At 73.6% G+C, this 16667-nt stretch carries 13 protein-coding genes and 1 pseudogene; 7 read left to right on the top strand and 7 right to left on the bottom strand.

The window, feature by feature from the left end:
- Window positions 1–13 precede the first annotated feature (13 nt).
- Window positions 14–268: a hypothetical protein gene (locus BLR33_RS22715; protein ID WP_093786408.1), complete on the top strand. Its 255-nt coding sequence runs from the start codon at window positions 14–16 to the stop codon at window positions 266–268.
- A gap of 109 nt (window positions 269–377) precedes the next feature.
- On the opposite strand, the gene BLR33_RS22710 is transcribed toward BLR33_RS22715, so the two are convergent.
- On the bottom strand, window positions 378–1103 hold the full coding sequence (locus tag BLR33_RS22710; RefSeq protein ID WP_176930388.1) for a DUF4241 domain-containing protein: 726 nt from the start codon (window positions 1101–1103) through the stop codon (window positions 378–380).
- A 161-nt stretch (window positions 1104–1264) separates the two neighbouring features.
- On the bottom strand, window positions 1265–2014 hold the full coding sequence (locus BLR33_RS22705; RefSeq protein WP_093786406.1) for an SDR family NAD(P)-dependent oxidoreductase: 750 nt from the start codon (window positions 2012–2014) through the stop codon (window positions 1265–1267).
- Window positions 2015–2299: 285 nt separating this feature from the next.
- Here BLR33_RS22705 and BLR33_RS22700 point away from each other — a divergent pair, with 285 nt between their 5' ends.
- The 3 genes from BLR33_RS22700 (at window position 2300) to rsgA (ending at window position 6584) form a co-directional block, all read left to right on the top strand.
- Window positions 2300–3193, top strand: coding sequence for a LysR family transcriptional regulator (locus BLR33_RS22700; protein ID WP_176930387.1), 894 nt, complete (start codon window positions 2300–2302; stop codon window positions 3191–3193).
- Window positions 3194–3599: 406 nt separating this feature from the next.
- Window positions 3600–4337, top strand: coding sequence for a flavodoxin family protein (locus tag BLR33_RS22695; RefSeq protein WP_093786404.1), 738 nt, complete (start codon window positions 3600–3602; stop codon window positions 4335–4337).
- 1170 nt (window positions 4338–5507) lie between these two features.
- Window positions 5508–6584: a ribosome small subunit-dependent GTPase A gene (rsgA, locus tag BLR33_RS22690; protein ID WP_245771593.1), complete on the top strand. Its 1077-nt coding sequence runs from the start codon at window positions 5508–5510 to the stop codon at window positions 6582–6584.
- 114 nt (window positions 6585–6698) lie between these two features.
- On the opposite strand, the gene BLR33_RS36755 is transcribed toward rsgA, so the two are convergent.
- Both BLR33_RS36755 and BLR33_RS22685 read right to left on the bottom strand, forming a co-directional pair.
- Window positions 6699–6830 carry a hypothetical protein gene (locus tag BLR33_RS36755; protein ID WP_265737043.1) on the bottom strand — a complete coding sequence of 44 codons (132 nt, stop codon included), beginning with the start codon at window positions 6828–6830 and terminating at the stop codon, window positions 6699–6701.
- 360 nt (window positions 6831–7190) lie between these two features.
- Window positions 7191–8270 carry a LacI family DNA-binding transcriptional regulator gene (locus tag BLR33_RS22685; protein WP_093786402.1) on the bottom strand — a complete coding sequence of 360 codons (1080 nt, stop codon included), beginning with the start codon at window positions 8268–8270 and terminating at the stop codon, window positions 7191–7193.
- A gap of 264 nt (window positions 8271–8534) precedes the next feature.
- On the opposite strand from BLR33_RS22685, the gene BLR33_RS22680 reads away from it, so the two are divergent.
- On the top strand, window positions 8535–8924 hold the full coding sequence (locus BLR33_RS22680; RefSeq protein ID WP_093786401.1) for a PPOX class F420-dependent oxidoreductase: 390 nt from the start codon (window positions 8535–8537) through the stop codon (window positions 8922–8924).
- Here BLR33_RS22680 and BLR33_RS36990 read toward each other — a convergent pair.
- From BLR33_RS36990 to BLR33_RS22670, 3 genes and pseudogenes are all read right to left on the bottom strand, one after another.
- Window positions 8914–9108 (bottom strand): DUF456 family protein, encoded by a 195-nt coding sequence (locus BLR33_RS36990; RefSeq protein ID WP_322987186.1) that lies wholly within the window; start codon window positions 9106–9108, stop codon window positions 8914–8916. The two genes, BLR33_RS22680 and BLR33_RS36990, sit on opposite strands and share 11 nt — an antisense overlap.
- 79 nt (window positions 9109–9187) lie before the next feature.
- Window positions 9188–9361 (bottom strand): annotated as a pseudogene (locus BLR33_RS36985) (DUF456 family protein); the annotation flags it as partial.
- 369 nt (window positions 9362–9730) lie between these two features.
- A complete protein-coding gene (locus BLR33_RS22670; RefSeq protein WP_093786400.1) occupies window positions 9731–10717 on the bottom strand; it encodes a helix-turn-helix domain-containing protein in 987 nt (328 codons plus the stop codon).
- A gap of 3194 nt (window positions 10718–13911) precedes the next feature.
- Here BLR33_RS22670 and BLR33_RS36240 point away from each other — a divergent pair.
- Window positions 13912–14808, top strand: a complete 897-nt coding sequence (locus BLR33_RS36240; protein ID WP_407639712.1) for a protein phosphatase 2C domain-containing protein — start codon at window positions 13912–13914, stop codon at window positions 14806–14808.
- Between the two features lie 64 nt (window positions 14809–14872).
- Window positions 14873–16615 (top strand): pyruvate dehydrogenase, encoded by a 1743-nt coding sequence (locus tag BLR33_RS22660; RefSeq protein ID WP_093786399.1) that lies wholly within the window; start codon window positions 14873–14875, stop codon window positions 16613–16615.
- The last annotated feature ends 52 nt before the right edge of the window (window positions 16616–16667 follow it).

Genomic DNA, 16667 nt, shown 5'->3' with positions numbered 1-16667 from the left:
CTGAGGAGCACGCATGAGTGACGTGGACGACTGCACGAAGGACATGGCCGCGGTGAAGACCGCCGAGGGCAACATCAGGTCCGCCGTCGCAAAGGTGAACCAGATGATGACCGGGACCTGGGTCGGCAGCGCGGCCGACAAGTGGGGCACCGACTTCCACGGCCGCATGAGCAGGCTGACCAAACTGCTCGACCAGTTCACGGCGGAGGAGCAGCGGCTGATCGCCAAGGCCCGGAAGGCGGACAAGACCCCGAAGGGCGCGTCCTGACCGTCTCCTGGCCGCAGTGCACCGCGCGCACCGCCGTGCGTCCGATACCCGGGCCGCAGCCGCCAGGCCGATGATCGGACGTACGGTGCCGGGCCGGGGCGGCGGCAGGTCAGGCCTTGGCGCCCGGCATGCCGCTGGTGACGGCGATCACGGCCACCTCGCCGGCCTCGCTGCGGCCCAGCCAGACGATGCCGCCCGATTCCGCGGTGAAGGTGACCAGGTCGGCCCGGTGCGTCTCGTCGCCGATCCGCTCGCAGCCATCGGACAGCTCCTCGGAGTCACGCGGGGCCGGCACACCGTCGGTGAACGTGCGGAACGGCGCGGCCAGGGCCGGCCACGCGCCGGCGTCGGCGAAGCAGCCCACATTGGCATCGGAGAAGAAGCGGGGCTGCTCGCCCGGCGGAAGCCGGTCGATGTCCTCGCCGACGCCCAAGGCCATCTCCCAGCAGGCCACGGGCTCGTCGCTGATGCGCAAGCGGGTCGCGGCACACGCGACGCCGTCGAACTGCTCCCCGAAGAACTCGTACGGCCCGGCCGTCCACGCCATCTCCACCGGGTAGGTGCCCGGCGGGATCCTCACCGCCAGCTCCCGCGGCGGCCTCGTCGGCAGCCCCCGCTCGTACTCGTCGATCTCGTCGTCGTGCCACGGCGCGTCCACGACGAGGCGGCCGCTGGGGACGCGCATGGTGGTCACCTCCTCGACACCCGTGACCATGACGGGCGTCGAGGGATCGTCGTACACCGTCCCCAGCTGCTTCCCGGGCGTGAAAGCCGTATCGAGATACCAGGCGGCCTCCGCCCCGGCCGCCAGCCGCGCGTCCCCGACCGACTCCACGTCCCACTCCCCCTTCCCGGCCGAGGTCTGATCCGGTCGCTCGGCCGCAAAGGTACGGGCACCCACTGACATCGCCGGCACCGGACCGGGGTGCGCCGTGGAGAGCGAGGGGCGGTGGGCCGGCATCGGATGCGCACCGCCCCTCGGGAGCTCGGGGTGGGTCAGACGGCGATGCGGCCGCCGTCGACGGGGAGCAGGGCGCCGTGGACGAACTTCGCCTCGTCGCCGGCGAGGTACACGATGGCGGCCGCGATGTCCTCGGGCAGGCCCGGCTTGCCGTGCGGGGTGGTGGCGGCGAGCTGGTCGAGGGCCTCGCCCATGGCGGCGGTTCCCTCGGTGCGGGTGGGGCCGGGGCTGACGGCGTTGACCCGTACGCCCGCCGGCCCGTACTCCGCGGCCCACGCCTTGGTCAGCAGGACGAGCGCCGCCTTGCTCGAGCCGTAGAGCGCCATCCCCGCCTGGCCGTACTCGGCGACCATCGTGGTGACGTTGACGATCGCGCCCTTGCCGCGGGCCGCCATCGCCGGTGCGAGTTCGGCGACGAGGAAGAAGGGGACCTTGACGTTGACGCCGTAGACGGAGTCGAAGTCGTCCTCGCTCGTCTCGTGGGTCGGGCCGAAGGGGAAGACGCCGGCGTTGTTGACCAGGATGTCCACGTGGCCCCCGCCCAGCTCGACGGCGCGCCGGGCCAGGTCGCGGGCGCTCGCCTCGTCGAGCAGCGAGGCCCGAACGAAGTCCGCTGTGCCGCCGTCGGCCCGGATCGCCCGGACGACCTCCTCGCCGCGGGCCTCGTCGCGGCCCGAGAGCACGACGTGGGCGCCGCGGGCGGCAAGACCGAGGGCGGTGGCGCGGCCGATGCCGCTGTTGCCGCCGGTGACCAGCGCGGTCGCGCCGGAGAGTGATGCGTTCACTGGACTGTTCCTTCTGTTGGGCTTTTGGGCTCTTGGACGGTCGGTGTCCGGTCCGGATGCCGGAGCGAGGGGCCCGCGGGGACGGGGCCGGAGGACCGCAGGCGCGGCCTCCCGTGCTTCTGTCGGCTGCTCCCGCTGATCCAGAACGGCACCGCGCCGGCGCCTATTGCGATCCGGTGCCTCGGCCTGCTGGTGGCGGCCATAAGCCCTGGCGATGGCCTGATCTGCGGGCCCCGAACGCGGCGCGCGGCCGTGGACCCGTCCGCCGTGGCCGACAATGGCCGGGTGGAGATTCGTGAGCTGCGCGCCTTCGTGGCAGTGCTCGAGGAGGGCGGCCTGTCGGCCGCCGCGCGACGGCTGCACGTGAGCCAGTCGGCGATCTCCCAGACAGTGCAGTCGCTGGAGCGCCAGCTGGGAACCGCCCTGCTGGTCCGTGATCACGCCGGGTCGCGGGCGACGCCGCAGGGTGAGCTGCTGGCCAGGGAGGCGCGGCTGCTCATCGAGCAGCACGACCGGGCCGTCTCCCTCGTGACCGGTCAGGGCCGGCGGGCCCCGGGGCTCGTCCGACTCGGCGTGCCGCTGGAGTTCCCCAGCGACGTGCTCCCGCGCACCCTCGCGCGGCTGGCCCTGGAGCGGCCGGAGCTGAAGGTCGTGCTCAGGCACGACTCCAGCGCCGCGCAGCTCGCGGCCCTGGCCGCGGGGGATCTCGACATCGCGTTGACCCGGGACCTGCCCGGCGATCCCGCCTACGACGCGGTGCTCGTCGTCCACGAGACGATGGGCGCGATCCTCGCCAGGAGCGTCGCCGCGGAGGTGGAGACCGGTGGGAAGGTCCCGCTGCACCGTCTCGCCCGACTCGAGTGGGTGGGGTTCTCCCGGAGCGAGACGCCGGCCTGGCACGACCAGGTCAGCGCGATCCTGCGCGGGCACGGCGTCACCGCTGTCGTCGACCGCAGTGATTCCCGGCCGGTGACGCCCGAGGTCAAGCTGGCCGCGGTCGCGGCCGGGACCGCGTTCGGACTGGCGGCACCGGGGTGGGGCCCGCCCTTGCCCGACGAGCTGGGCTGGTATCCGCTGGTCGACGATCCGATCATCCGGCGGACTTGGGCGGTCTGGCACGCGGACTCCACCAGCCGGCACATCGCGGCGGTGCTGGCCGCGCTGGAGCCGGGGGCGTAGCTCGCGGCTCGGGGGTGCGCGGGTGTGGATGGGCCGCGGTGCGGACGGGGCGCGGCGCGGCTCGCGGCGCGGACGGGCGTGGCAGTTCGGCTCGGTGGCCCGCGAGGTGAGGGTCCCGCGGGTCGCGGGGACGAGGGTCCCTCCCCAGCCCCGTCGGGCGGAGGCAGCCGGTGGATCGCGTGCTGGATCGCGCGCGTCGCGGGGGTGGATCGCGCGCGTCGCGGAGCGAGGACCTCCGTCGGCCGTCATGGGTCCGCCCTCCGTCCGCCCTTCGTCTGCTCACCGGGCGGGGTTGGGCTGTCGGGGTGGTCGGCCGTCGGTGAGCCGTGCCGCCACGAGGGGTTGCGTGCGGGCGGCCTCCAGGATGGGCACGCCGCCCATACCGCGCCGACCCCAGGAGGAACCCGTGGCCACGACGCCTGCCGCCGCCGACGCGCCGCCGGCCCGTTACGACGACCTGCGTGCGCTGTTCGTCAACTGCACGCTCAAGAGGTCACCCGAACGCAGCCACACCCAGGGGCTGGTGGACCGCAGCGTCCGGATCATGGCGGAGCAGGGCGTGGACGTGGACGTGGTGCGGGCCGTCGACCTCGACATCGCCACCGGTGTCTGGCCCGACATGACCGAGCACGGCTGGCCGAGCGACGCCTGGCCCGCGCTGTACGAGCAGGTCATGGCCGCCGACATCCTGGTCCTGGCCGGTCCGATCTGGCTCGGCGACAACGCCTCGGTGACCAAGAAGGTCATCGAGCGGCTCTACGCCTGCTCCAGTCTGCTCAACGAGGCAGGCCAGTACGCCTATTACGGGCGGGTCGGCGGCTGCCTGATCACCGGCAACGAGGACGGCATCAAGCACTGCGCCATGGACATCCTCTACAGCCTCCAGCACTTGGGGTACGTGATCCCGCCGCAGGCGGACGCCGGCTGGATCGGCGCCGCGGGCCCCGGACCGTCCTACCTGGACCCCGGTTCGGGCGGCCCGGACAACGAATTCACCCAGCGCAACACCGCCTTCATGACGTGGAACCTCCTCCACCTCGCCCGGATGCTGAAGGACGCGGGCGGCATCCCCGCCTACGGCAATCAGCGCAGTGCCTGGGACGCCGGATGCCACCGCGACGCGGACAACCCCGAACACCGCTAGCACGGCGGGGCGTTCGGGTCAGGCCACGACTTAGGGCGGCAACGTCGTCCACCACGTGTTCTCGGCGGCAACCGGGTGCGGATCACGGGCACCCACGACATCTTCCTCATCCCCTCGGCAGAGACCCATATCGCGTGGTTCGCCTTCGTAGGAACGTCGGCGCACCGCTGATCCGAACGAGGCGGTGCCGCGCCACGTGGGAACACCCCGGCCGCGTGGCGGCGGCGACGGCTGGGGTGTGGTGCGACGGGCAGAACCGCCGGTGCGCAGAGGGTGTGGGCGATGCGGTGGAGGATGGCCTCTGGGTCGCGCCGCCCGGGCTCAGTCCAGCCCGGGTCTCAGGAGATCGCTCAGGGTGGAGGGGTTGTCTGTTGGCGCGAGTTCGCGCCCGCGCCGCGAGCCGACGTGGCGAGGGCGCCGCAGCCACGCGGGCCGCTGTGCCCTCGTCCCCTTACCGTCTCACAAACCGGCCTGCGAGCCCGGTCCTGACGGGGCCGGCTGCGCCGCGCGTCGGCGTTGAACCTCTCGCCAGATCCACCGCGGCAGCTCCCAGTACACCAGCCGCATCGGCCAGTAGCAGCAGTACACGAGCATCCACCACATGAGCAGGCCGGTGCCCTTGAACAGTCCTGCCAGCGCGCTGGCGCCTCCGCCGCCACCCCGGCGACGTCTGCGTGGTGTCAGCGGCACCGAAACCCGCAGCGGCCCCAAACCGCCCGACAAACGCACCCCCACAGCGATCCCTCCTCGACCGGTCCCAGAAGCCGACCACGGTAGCCGGGTCACGCACCCTGTCGCCGCGAGGCCGCTGAATGTCACCACGACGCAGTAGTCGCGACCGCGCCCGGCCGCCCAGATGCCCGCGCCACGACGGCAAAGAGGCAGCTCGAATAATCGGTGGCGGGCCTGGGGCAGAGGGGCTACGGTGCGGGGTGTTGGTCGATGGGAACCGGCTGGGTCGTAGCCGGGCGAGGAGGTGTGGACCGATGGCTGTCGTTGCGATGGGCGCTGCCCGCATTCAGCAGATCGTGCAGTTCACCTCCGTGGTCTCCGGCTGACCTCACTTCCTTTTGTTGCCGCGTACCTGAGTGCGTGGTGCGCCGGGGGCTGCCCTGTTCGAAGGGTTCTCCCTTGTCTTTCTCTTTTCGTGACGCCTCTTCGCGCGCTCTCGTGCCCTATGGGTGGGACGACGTGTGGGAGGCGGAGTTCGCCCCGTACGCCGAGGCCGGGTTGGTGCCCGGGCGGGTGGTGCGGGTGGATCGGGGGATGTGCGACCTGGTCACACCGGTCGGCGCCGTGCGGGCGGACACCGAGTTCGTCGTGCCTCGCGATCCGATGAAGGTGGTGTGCACGGGGGACTGGGCCGCGGTGGATGCCGAGGGCGATCCCCGCTATGTGCGCGCGCTGCTGCCGCGGCGGTCCGCGGTGGTGCGTTCGACCTCGTCCAAGCGCTCGGAGGGCCAGGTGCTGGCCGCGAACCTGGACTACGCGGTGGTGTGCGTCTCGCTCGCCGCCGAACTGGACCTGGGCCGCCTGGAACGCTTCGTCTCCCTGGCCTGGGAGAGCGGGGCCGAGCCCGTTGTCGTGCTCACCAAGGCCGACCTCGTGCCCGACACCAGCCATCTGCTCGCCGACGCCGAGGCCACCGCGCCCGGCGTGGGGATGTACGTCGTCAGCGCCGAAACCGGCGAGGGCGTCGAGGAGTTGGCGGCGAAGTTGCGGGGTGCCAGTTCCGCGTTGCTCGGGCAGTCCGGCGCGGGCAAGTCCACCCTCACCAACGCGCTGACCGGCACCACCGCCCAGGAGGTGCAGGCCACCCGGGACGCCGACGGCAAGGGGCGGCACACCACGACCACCCGCGACATGCTGCCGCTGCCCGACGGCGGAGTGCTCATCGACACCCCGGGGCTGCGCGGGGTCGGCCTGTGGGACGCCGCGGCCGGGCTCGGCCAAGTCTTCGCAGAAATTGAGGAGTTGGCCGCCGACTGCCGCTTCCAGGACTGCTCCCACGTCTCCGAGCCCGGCTGCGTGGTGCTGGCCGCGATCGAGGACGGCACACTGCCGGTGCGCCGACTGGAGAGCTACCGCAAGCTGCAGCGCGAGAACGCCTGGATCGCCTCGCGCAGCGATCAGCGGCTGCGCGCGGAGCTGCGCAGGGAGTGGAAGCAGCGCTCGGCGGCCGGCCGTGAGATGTACCAGCGCAAGCGCGGGGGCGGCGGCGGGCACCGCCACGACCGCGTGTACTGACCGTCTGCTGACGGCAGTTCGCAGGAGCCGGCCCACGCGACCGTCGTGCCCGCCCCGAGCCGGGCACGGCGGCGCGGGCCCGGCCCCGCGTCGGCCGGGGCGGCACCGGTCACCTCACCCGGTGCCGCCACGCCGCCCGTCCCGCCGCTTGACCGCGATCGGGCTGCCCGCACTCCAGAACGAGCCGATCACGCCCGCGACGACCAGCGCCACGATCACGATCCCGAGAATCACGCTGTAGGCCATACCGTGACCTCCTCGCATCCGCGCGGCCTTCACCGCTCCATCACTTTTCGCTGCGCAACCGTGACTTTCCCGTAGCCCGCCGTTCTCAATCCACCGCCGACCGCCAGGAATTGCCCCCTGTGCCGGTATGACAGTCACTCCGGCCCAACGCCATGCCAACGGCCCACCCCGCAGGGTCCACTTCGCAGGGCCCGCCACGCCGCCCGGCACCCAACACTTCCTCCCCGCAGCAGTGGGAAGCCGGCTCCGACATGACGACCGAACGAACCGAGGACCGCGGCGAGCAACAGGCCCGCCCACTCCTGTACGCGGAAGACCGCGTGGCGTTGACCCCACGGTTTGCCGGGGCGCCGCCCCTCCTTACGCCGATGCGCGGACCACCAGCTTCGTGCGCGTCACGATCGGCGACAGCGGCACCGACGCGTCCTCCGAACCCGCCAGCACCGCACCCGTGCTGGGGGCAAGAGCCGCGCCGGCCTCCGGCGGGTCGATCCGGCGCAGCAGCAGCCGGGCCATCATCCGGCCCATCTCCTCGATGTCCTGGCGGATCGTCGTCAGCGGCGGGTCCGTCCACTCGGCGACCGAGACGATGTCGTCGAAGCCCACCACCGCCACGTCCTCCGGCACCCGCAGGCCGCGTTGGCGCAGCAGTCGCAGCGCGCCCGAGGCCATGACGTCGGAGGCGGCGAACACGCCGTCCACGTCGGGGCAGTGGTCGAGGAGTTGCGCCATCGCGCGGGCGCCGCCGTCCGGTGTGAAGTCGCCCATCACGATCAACTCCGGGTCGGCGTCCGGCAGGACGTCCCGGAAGCCGTCCAGCCGGTCGACGGAGGCGGTCTGGTCGAGCGGGCCGGCGATGTGGCCGATCCGGCGCCGGCCGAGCCCGAGGAGGTGGTGCACGGCGTCGCGGGCGCCGCCGCGGTTGTCGCAGTCGACGTAGAGCGTCTCGCTGTCCGACCAGGCCGGGCGGCCCCCTATCACGGTGGGCACCCCGGCGCGGCGGGCCAGCGCGGGCAGCGTGTCGTCGTCGTGCAGGGAGAAGATCAGCGCGCCGTCCACGTGCCCGCCGGCCAGGTAGCGGCCCACCCGCTGGTAGTCCGCGGCGCCCTCGGTGAGCAGCAGCACCAGCTGGTTGTCGTGCGCGGTCAGCTCCCGGCTGATGCCGCGCACCTGCTGGGCGAAGAAGGGGTCGGCGAAGAACCGCGTCTCGGGCTCGGCGACGACCACCGCGATGGCGTCGTTGCGCCGGGTGACCAGGGCGCGGGCGGCCTGGTTCGGTACGTAGCCCAGCTCGTCCACGGCCTGCCTGACCCGCTCGGCCAGCGGCGCCCGGACGCCCTCGCTGCCGTTGACTACGCGGGAGGCGGTGGCCCGCGACACCCCGGCCCGCGCGGCGATGTCCTCCAGTGTGGGACGGGGCGCGAAGCTCGGGTCGGACAACGGAGGGCTCCTTCGTACGCGGATAACAGAAATCTGCGGACTGTTTTCTCATCCACAGCGTATCCGGTCGCGGGCCACTTGTGAGAGCGCTCTCTGAGTATGCCAAGGCCGGTACCGGCGGTGTTCCGCGGCGCCTGTCCTCCCCATGGCGGAACGGAAGGGCGGGGCGGGCGGAACGCGCCGGGCGGCCCTACGACCTCGGGACCGGGCGCGGCGGGACCGCCGGCCGATGCGCGCCACGGCTGCGGCGGCGAGAGTGGAGACATGACGACTTCCGCCGCACGTACCGAACTGACCGCCGACGAACTCGCCTACCTGCGCGAACCCCACCTCGGACGGCTCGCCACGGTGGACGCCCACGGCCGCCCGCAGGCGAACCCGGTCGGCTACCACCTGCGCGAGGACGGCACCGTCGACATCGCCGGCTTCGCCATGGGCACGACGAAGAAGTGGCGCAACATCGCGGCGAACCCGCACGTCTCCCTGGTCGTGGACGACATGGCCCGGCTCGGCGACGCGCGCACCGCCCGCGGGGTGGAGATCCGCGGCACCGCCGAGCAGGTGGTCGGCCCGCACGGCTACGGGGCGCACCTGAGCGAGGAGCTGATCCGCATCCGCCCGTACAAGATCATCAGCTGGAACCTCAGCCGGTGACGACCGCCCACACCCATGCCGCCGTCACCAGCAGGCAGGCCATCAGCTCCACCAGCACCGAGGCGCCCACCTCGCGCATGGCCCGCCGGGTGGCCGCCCACGCCGAGCGGTGGCTGCCCAGACGCCTGCGCTCCTTGACGTAGAGGGTGCCGCTGAAGCCGAGCGGGCCGCCGAGGACCGGCAGCAGGAAGAAGCCCCGCGATGCCGACGCCGGCCGCGGTCATCACCGTGCGCCAGTCGACGCCGGAGTCGCGGATGCGGCGGTTCGGCATCAGCCACAGCACCACCTGCGTGACGGCCAGCAGCCCGGTCGCGCCCGCGAGGACGCCCCAGGTCAGGCTGGTGTGCTCGCTGGTGGCCCACCACAGCACGGCGCCCCAGCAGAGCAGGGTGCCGGGAACGCCCGGCGCAGGCACGCAGACCAGACCCAGCAGCATCACCGCGCCGATCAGGCACACCTGTGCGGTCCCCATGGGAGCCACCCTGCCCGAAGCGCGGCGTGTCCGCCGTCCGACGGCGCGCCCGGGGGCGCGGTGTTACACGATCGCGCCCCGGCTCGCCTGGCCGGGCCGGGGCACGGGCGGTGCCGGTAGCCGCGGGCCGGGCGCGCGAGGCGGGACGGCCGAGGGCGGCGGGCAGGTCGCGTGGGAGCCCTGGGCCGCCGGGGAGGGAGCCGGGCTGCTCAGGTGCCGCCGCGTCGGGCTCCGCCCCGTGCCCGTACCGTCCGGCGGGAGCAGCCGGGATCAGGCTCCGCCCAGGTGCGACGCCCCCCGTTCGCGTACCGCCCTGTTCCACGTACGCCGAGGTCAGGAGCCGCCGCGGGCGACCCAGCCGCGCTCGTACGCGTGCCACCCCAGCTGGAGCCGCGTCGTCACGCCCGCGATCTCCATCAGCCGCTTGACCCGGCGCTGGACGGTGCGCAGGCCGAGATCGAGCTGCTTGGCGGCCGAGACGTCGGTGAGACCGGCCAGCAGCAGCGAGAGGATCGCCAGGTCCGTGGCGTCCGGGCCCTGAGTCGGCTCCTCGGTGACCGAGCCGCGCTCGTCCATCCGCAGCGGCATCGCCTGCTGCCAGACACTCTCGAAGAGCCCCATCAGGGCCTCCAGCAGGCCGCTGACGTGGACCACGAGCGCCGCGGGCTCCGCGCGGCGGCCCAGCGGCACCATCGCCAGCGTGCCGTCGGCGACCACCAGCTTGGTCGGCACCCGGTCCACCACGCGGACCTCCTCGTCGCGGCCGAGCGCCGCGGCCAGCTCGGCCATGCCGCTGGGCGCGGTGACCACCGCCCGCTCCAGGACGACCCGGTAGCGCACCCCGCGGGCGGCGGCCTCCTGCTCGGCGTCGTTCTCCATTCCCGTGATCGCCACGGGACGGTCGGTGACCAGCGCGCACACCTCGCGCTCGGCGCCGAACTGCAATTGCAGGAAGCGGCGGGCCACCGCGCCGGCGCCGGTCACGACCTCGACCAGGTCGTGCACGGGCGGCTCCGCGGCCTGGGTACGGAACTCCGCGGCGAGCACGGCGGCGGCCAGTTCGGCCCGCTCCAGCTCGTAACGGCGGCTGGTCAGCAGCGCCGACAGCGCGACGGCGGGCGGGGCCACCACCCAGCGGTCCGGCCGTGCGGAGGACTGCGCGACCAGCCCGTGGCCCTCCAGCCGGCGCAGCAGCCGGGCCACCTCGTCCTCGGGAAGGGCCAGCCGGCGGGCGAGTTCGGTGAGGTCGGCGGCGCCGAGCGCGACAAGGGCGCGGTACGCCGTCTCCTGTGCGTCGTCCAGACCGATCGCGCCGAGCAAGGTCGCTCCTCAACGTGCCGTGCGGGTGGCGGAAATGAGCCACGGCGGCTTTCCGCCCCGGACCATCCTCTCCTCCGCCGCCCGGCCTCTGCCACTGTGATCCGCATCGCACCGACGAACATACGCGCATGGCACATGCGCCTGGTGACCACCGGGGCGGCCCCCGCCGTGGGGGGAGGGGCCGCCCCGGCGTTTCGCGTTTCCCCGGCCGCGCGGCGGTGGACAATAAGGGCATGAGCCAGCAGGGCCACGAACGCGGCAGCCAAGAGGACGACTGGTGGCGGCAGTTGTACGACGAGGAGGCCGCCGCCGCGGCGTCCGCGCCCACCCGGTCCGACTCGCTCGACGCGCACTTCGACTCCGCCGTCGGGGCGATCACTCCGCCGCCTCCGCCCCGCTCCGAGACGATGCGGCTGCGCCGGCCCACGCCGCCCCCGGCGCCGCCCTCCTGGCCCCGGCCGACCCGCCCGCCGACACCGCCGCCCCCGCCCGAGCCGCCCAACCCGCCCGCGGGACGGCCGGATTCGGCCACACCGGAGCAGTCCGCGTGGGACCCGTGGTCCGCCGCGCCCACCTTCGGGGCGCCCCTGGACGCGCCGGCTCCCGCCGCTTCGGAGGACGAGGCGTGGCCTTTCGGTCCCTCGGACACGGCCGCCGGTTCGACTGCGGGCTCGACTACGGGTGCGGCTGCCGGTTCGCCTGCGCCGAGGCCGGAGCCCGAGCCGCAGGACGCGGTGCCCTTCGCCCTGCCCACACCGCCGTTGCCTTTCGACGTGTGGAACGCGGAGCCGACGTTTCCGGATACGGGAGGTGCCGAGCCGCCACGGGAGCAAGGTGAACAGGCTGCGTCGGAAGGGGTGTTCGGGCGGGAGCAGGGTTCGCCGGCTCCTGAGGAGCGGGAAACAAGGGGGCCGGTCGATCAGCGGCCACCCGATGGGGTGTTCGGGCGAGGTACTGGGCAGCCGGTTGCCGGTGAGGCCGAACAGGGTTTCCCTCGGGGTGAGTTGACTCAGAGGCCGGCGGAACCTGTGGGGCCCGCCGAGGGGTTCGTCGCGGAGGAGGGTGGGCCCGGCTCCTCCGAGGGAGCCGGCGCCTCGGGGCGTGGCGATTTGCGGTCCGGCGACGGCACCGAAGAGGCGTTCAGGCAGCAGCGGGGCCGGACGGGGATTCCCCGGAGCGGCCTCGCGTGGGAGTGGCGCGAGCAGGGCGGCTCCGGGTGGGGAACTGTTCCGGGTCGGCGTGAACCCGCTGCCTCCGAAGGGGCGTTGGGGGAGCGCGTGGTCGAGGGGCGGGTCGGCGAGCGCGGTGCCTCCTCGGCCGAGGACGAGGACCCTACGCTAGTGGTGCCGACCGTCGACGTTCCGCGGGCGCCGGAGCCGGCCGTGTCGTCAGAGCTACCCGAGTCGTCCGAGCCGCCCGAGCAACAGAGCGAGGACGTACGGTCGTTCGGAGCCGCCGGTGCCGCCTTCACCGAGGAACGGCATCCGGAACCGCCGCCCGCGCAGCCCTGGGATGCCTGGGTCACTCCGCGCCCGACGGCGGCCACGGGTTCCGCGGAGCCCACGGCGCCGCCATCCGCCGAGGAGTGGGGCGCCGTCGCCCCCGAACCGCCCGCCCGCCCCCCGCGCGACCCGCGCACCGACCTCGCCTACGGCCGGGAGACGGTGCCGCATCCGAGCGAGGAGTACGAGCCCGCGGGACAGTCCGCGGCGCAGCCGGAGCAGGGGGCATCCCCGACACTGGAAACGGGCCAAGGCCCCGAGCCGGAAGAGGGACCGACACCCGCAACAGGCCAAGCACCCGGGTTTGAAGGGGCGCCGAGTCCGGAGGCAGGCCAAGTACCGGGCCGCGAGCAGGCGCCGATTCCGGAGGCGGACCGAGCACCTGGCCGCGAACAGGTGCCGACGGCAGGTGCCGACCTGGTGCGTGGGTCTGTGGAGGCGCCGAGCCCGGAGACGGGCCGGGAGTCTGCGCGCGAGCAGGCGCCGGCACCCGAGGCGGGCCAAGGACCGGCGTACGGGCGGGTATCGGCGCCGGAGGCGGGCCAGGCACCGGGGCCTGTAGAGACGCCGACATCCGAGGTGGGCCAGGCATCGGCGTACGGGCGGGTATCGGCGCCGGAGGCGGGCCAGGCACCGGGGCCTGTAGAGACGCCGACATCCGAGGTGGGCCACGCGTCGGCGTACGGGCAGGAATTGACGCCGGAGGTCGGCCAGGCACCGGGGCTTGAAGGGGCGCCGGCACCCGAGTCGGGCCAAGTAGCGCCGTACGGGCAGGTGCCGACACCGGAAACGGACGAAGCCCCCGGGGCTGTAGAGGCGTCGGCACTCGAAGCAGGCCAGGGACCCGCGCCCGAGCAGGTGCGGACGCCGGAATCAGACCAACCACCCGGGCCTTTGGAGGTGCCGACTCCGGAGGCTGGCGAGGTACCCGCGCCGGAAGACGTGCCGACGCCCGAGACGGGTCACGTACCCGCGCCCGAAGAGTCGCCGACAGCCGCGCCTGCGCCTGAAGTCTGGGGCGAGGTCGCCTCGGAGCCGTATCCCGTCTCGGAGGGCGCCCCCGAGCCGGCGGTGCCGTCCGACCCCGCAGAGGGGACTGCCCCCGAGGGGATAGCTGAGGCGGGGCCCAGCAGTGTCCAGCACGTGCCGCCCGTACGGCCGCACGGGTCGCCCTCCGCGGAGTCCGGCCCTGAACTCCCCGACAGTCCGGGGACGTTCGCCGAGCCCGGGCAAGGCCGACCCGGGGGCGAAGCCTCACCCTTCCCCACGGCTCGCGCCCCGGAGCCCGGCGGCGGCAGCGTACCCGTCGAGCCGGCCGCCTCCGCGGAACCGGAGCCGGCACCGCCGGGGCTCGTGGACCCCGAACCCTCCTGGTCGCAAGCGGAGTTCGGGCTGGCGGCACCCAGCCGCGAGGACAGTCCCTCACTTCGCAAGAGCCCGCCTCCGTTCACCGCGAGCGAGCCTCCGGTATCTGACATCGAGGCCCGCGCCGCTGGAGCCGAACTGCCGCCGCTGCCCAGCGCTTTCCAGCCCGCCGGGCCCTTCGAACGTGCGGAACCCGCCGCCGCGCGGGAGGCGGACGCGGACGCCTGCCCCGCGGTGCCGCCCACGCCCGTCGAACCCGAAGCCCGAGCCGTTCCCCCGACCGTTCCCCCAACGCCCGCCGAGCGGACCGCCTTTGGCGAAGGCGCCGTGCGCTGGGCGCCGGAGCTGCCGCCCGGGTGGGTGGCCGCGGGGGAGGACATCGGGGAGGTGGAGGTCGTCGGGGACGGCGCGCCCACCTACGCGGCGGAGCCGACCGCCTGGCCCGAGGCCGACCCGGACGCGCTGGACGCGCTCGTGCCCGACACCGTCCTGGACGGGGCCGCGTACGGGACGATGACGCTGCGGACGGTCGCCCTGCGCGGCGACTCCGCGCGCTACCGGGGCCAGCCGCGCCGCGACGCCCTGCTGACCGCGCGGTTCGGCACCGGCGACGACGCGCTGCTGCTGGTGGCCATGGCGAGCGGCGCCCGCGGCTCGGACGACGCCCACCGGGCCGCGCAGGACGCCGTGCGCTGGATCGCCGGCGCCGTGGGCCGCAGCCGGGCCCGGCTCGCCGACGACCTGCGCGCGGCCCGCCGCGGCTCGCTGAAGTCGGGCCTGCACCGGCTGACCGACCGCTGCTACGGGCGACTGCGGGCCCGCGGCCAGGACCTGGGCCTGGACGACGGCGCCTACACCGCGTCGGTGCGCTGCCTGCTGCTGCCGGCCGACCCGCAGTGCCGCATCCGGCTCTTCTTCGGCGTCGGCGACGGCGGCCTGTTCCGCATCCGGGACGGCGCCTGGCAGGACCTGGACGTGCCGCCCGAGGACCCGGCCGCGCCTTTCCGGTTCCGCGCCTCGGTCGCGCAACCGGGTGACGCGCTGCTGATGTGCAGCGCGGGCCTGGCCGAGCCGCTGCGGGGCGAGCCCCAGCTGGCCGCCCACCTGGCCGAGCGCTGGGGCAGCGGCCGGGTGCCGGGGCTGGCCGCCTATCTGGCCGACACCCAGACGCGGGTGAAGGGCTACGCGGACGACCGCACCGCGGTGACCGTCTGGGACGCCTGAGCCGCGCCCGCGGAACGGGTGCCGCCGGGATGCGGGGGCGCCCGATCCGTGGGGTGATGACTGCATGGCGAAGCAGACCGTGGCCGAGCAGTTCGTGGACATCCTGGTGCGCGCGGGCGTCCAGCGCCTGTACGGGGTGGTGGGCGACAGCCTGAACCCCGTGGTCGACGCCGTGCGCCGCACCCGCTCACTCGAATGGGTGCACGTGCGGCACGAGGAGACGGCGGCCTTCGCGGCGGGCGCCGAGGCGCAGCTGACCGGGCGGCTCGCGGCCTGCGCCGGCTCCTGCGGCCCGGGCAACCTCCACCTGATCAACGGCCTGTACGACGCCCACCGTTCGATGGCGCCGGTGCTCGCGCTCGCCTCGCACATCCCCAGCAGCGAGATCGGCACCACGTTCTTCCAGGAGACCCACCCCGACCGGCTCTTCCAGGAGTGCAGCCACTACAGCGAGTTGATCTCCAACGCCCAGCAGATGCCGCGGGTGCTGCAGACCGCGATCCAGCACGCCGTGGGCCGCGGCGGGGTGTCGGTGATCGCCCTGCCCGGCGACATCGCCGCCCACCCGGCGCCGCAGCGCACCGTGGAGCACGCCCTGGTCACCCGCCGCCCCACGGTCCGCCCGGGCGACGACGAGATCGACGCGCTGGCCCGCCTGGTGGACGGCGCCCGCAAGGTCACCCTCTTCTGCGGCAGCGGCACCGCGGGCGCCCACGACGAGGTGATGGCCTTCGCCGAACGGGTCAAGTCCCCGGTGGGACACGCCCTGCGCGGCAAGGAGTGGATCCAGTACGACAACCGCTACGACGTCGGCATGAGCGGTCTGCTCGGCTACGGCGCCGCCTACGAGGCGATGCACGAGTGCGACCTGCTGGTGCTGCTCGGTACCGACTTCCCCTACAACGCCTTCCTGCCCGACGACGTGGCCGTCGTGCAGGTGGACGTGCGGCCCGAACACCTGGGCCGGCGCTCGAAGCTGGACCTGGCCGTGTGGGGCGACGTGGCCGAGACACTGCGCTGCCTGACCCCGCGGGTGAAGGAGAAGACCGACCGCCGGTTCCTGGACCGGATGCTGAAGAAGCACAGCGACGCGCTGGAGGGCGTCGTGAAGGCGTACACCCGCAAGGTGGACCGGCACCTGCCCATCCACCCGGAGTACGTCGCCTCCGTGCTGGACGAAGTCGCCGACGACGACGCGGTGTTCACGGTCGACACCGGGATGTGCAACGTGTGGGCCGCCCGCTACCTGACGCCCAACGGGAAGCGGCGGGTGATCGGTTCGTTCTCGCACGGCTCGATGGCCAACGCGCTGCCGCAGGCGATCGGCGCCCAGTTCCTGGACCGGCGGCGGCAGGTCGTCTCGATGTCCGGCGACGGCGGGTTCAGCATGCTGATGGGCGACTTCCTGACGCTGGTGCAGTACGACCTGCCGGTCAAGGTGGTGCTCTTCAACAACTCCTCGCTGGGCATGGTTGAGTTGGAGATGATGGTCGAGGGGCTGCCCGCCTACGGCACCGGCAATCTCAACCCCGACTTCGCCGCCGTGGCCCGGGCGGCGGGCGCCTACGGGGTGCGGGTGGAAAAGCCCAAGCAGCTGCGCGACGCGCTCAAGGACGCCTTCCGCCACAAGGGCCCGGCGCTGGTGGACGTGGTGACCGACCCGCACGCGCTGTCCATCCCGCCGAAGATCACCGGTGAGCAGGTGGGCGGGTTCGCGATGTCGATGGGCCGCACCGTCCTGGACGGTGGCGTCGGCAAGATGGTCCAGCTGGCCCGCTCCAACCTGCGCAACGTGCCACGCCCGTAGGGGAGTCCACGGACGCGGCACGCCGTCGTTCAAGGAGCATGACCTGACGGCC

The sequence above is a fragment of the Actinacidiphila guanduensis genome, from assembly GCF_900103985.1.
GTDB lineage: Bacteria > Actinomycetota > Actinomycetes > Streptomycetales > Streptomycetaceae > Actinacidiphila > Actinacidiphila guanduensis.
Note: the sequence above shows the minus strand (reverse complement) of the source record. Positions and strands in the feature narration are given on the sequence as shown.

Excerpts from the sequence above, each read along its gene's own strand:
- BLR33_RS22715 (WP_093786408.1), top strand. The coding sequence starts at position 14 with ATGAGTGACGTGGACGACTGCACGAAGGACATGGCCGCGGTGAAGACC.
- BLR33_RS22680 (WP_093786401.1), top strand. The coding sequence starts at position 8,535 with ATGACGACTTCCGCCGCACGTACCGAACTGACCGCCGACGAACTCGCC.
- BLR33_RS22660 (WP_093786399.1), top strand. The coding sequence starts at position 14,873 with ATGGCGAAGCAGACCGTGGCCGAGCAGTTCGTGGACATCCTGGTGCGC.
- BLR33_RS36755 (WP_265737043.1), bottom strand. The coding sequence starts at position 6,830 with ATGGCCTACAGCGTGATTCTCGGGATCGTGATCGTGGCGCTGGTCGTC.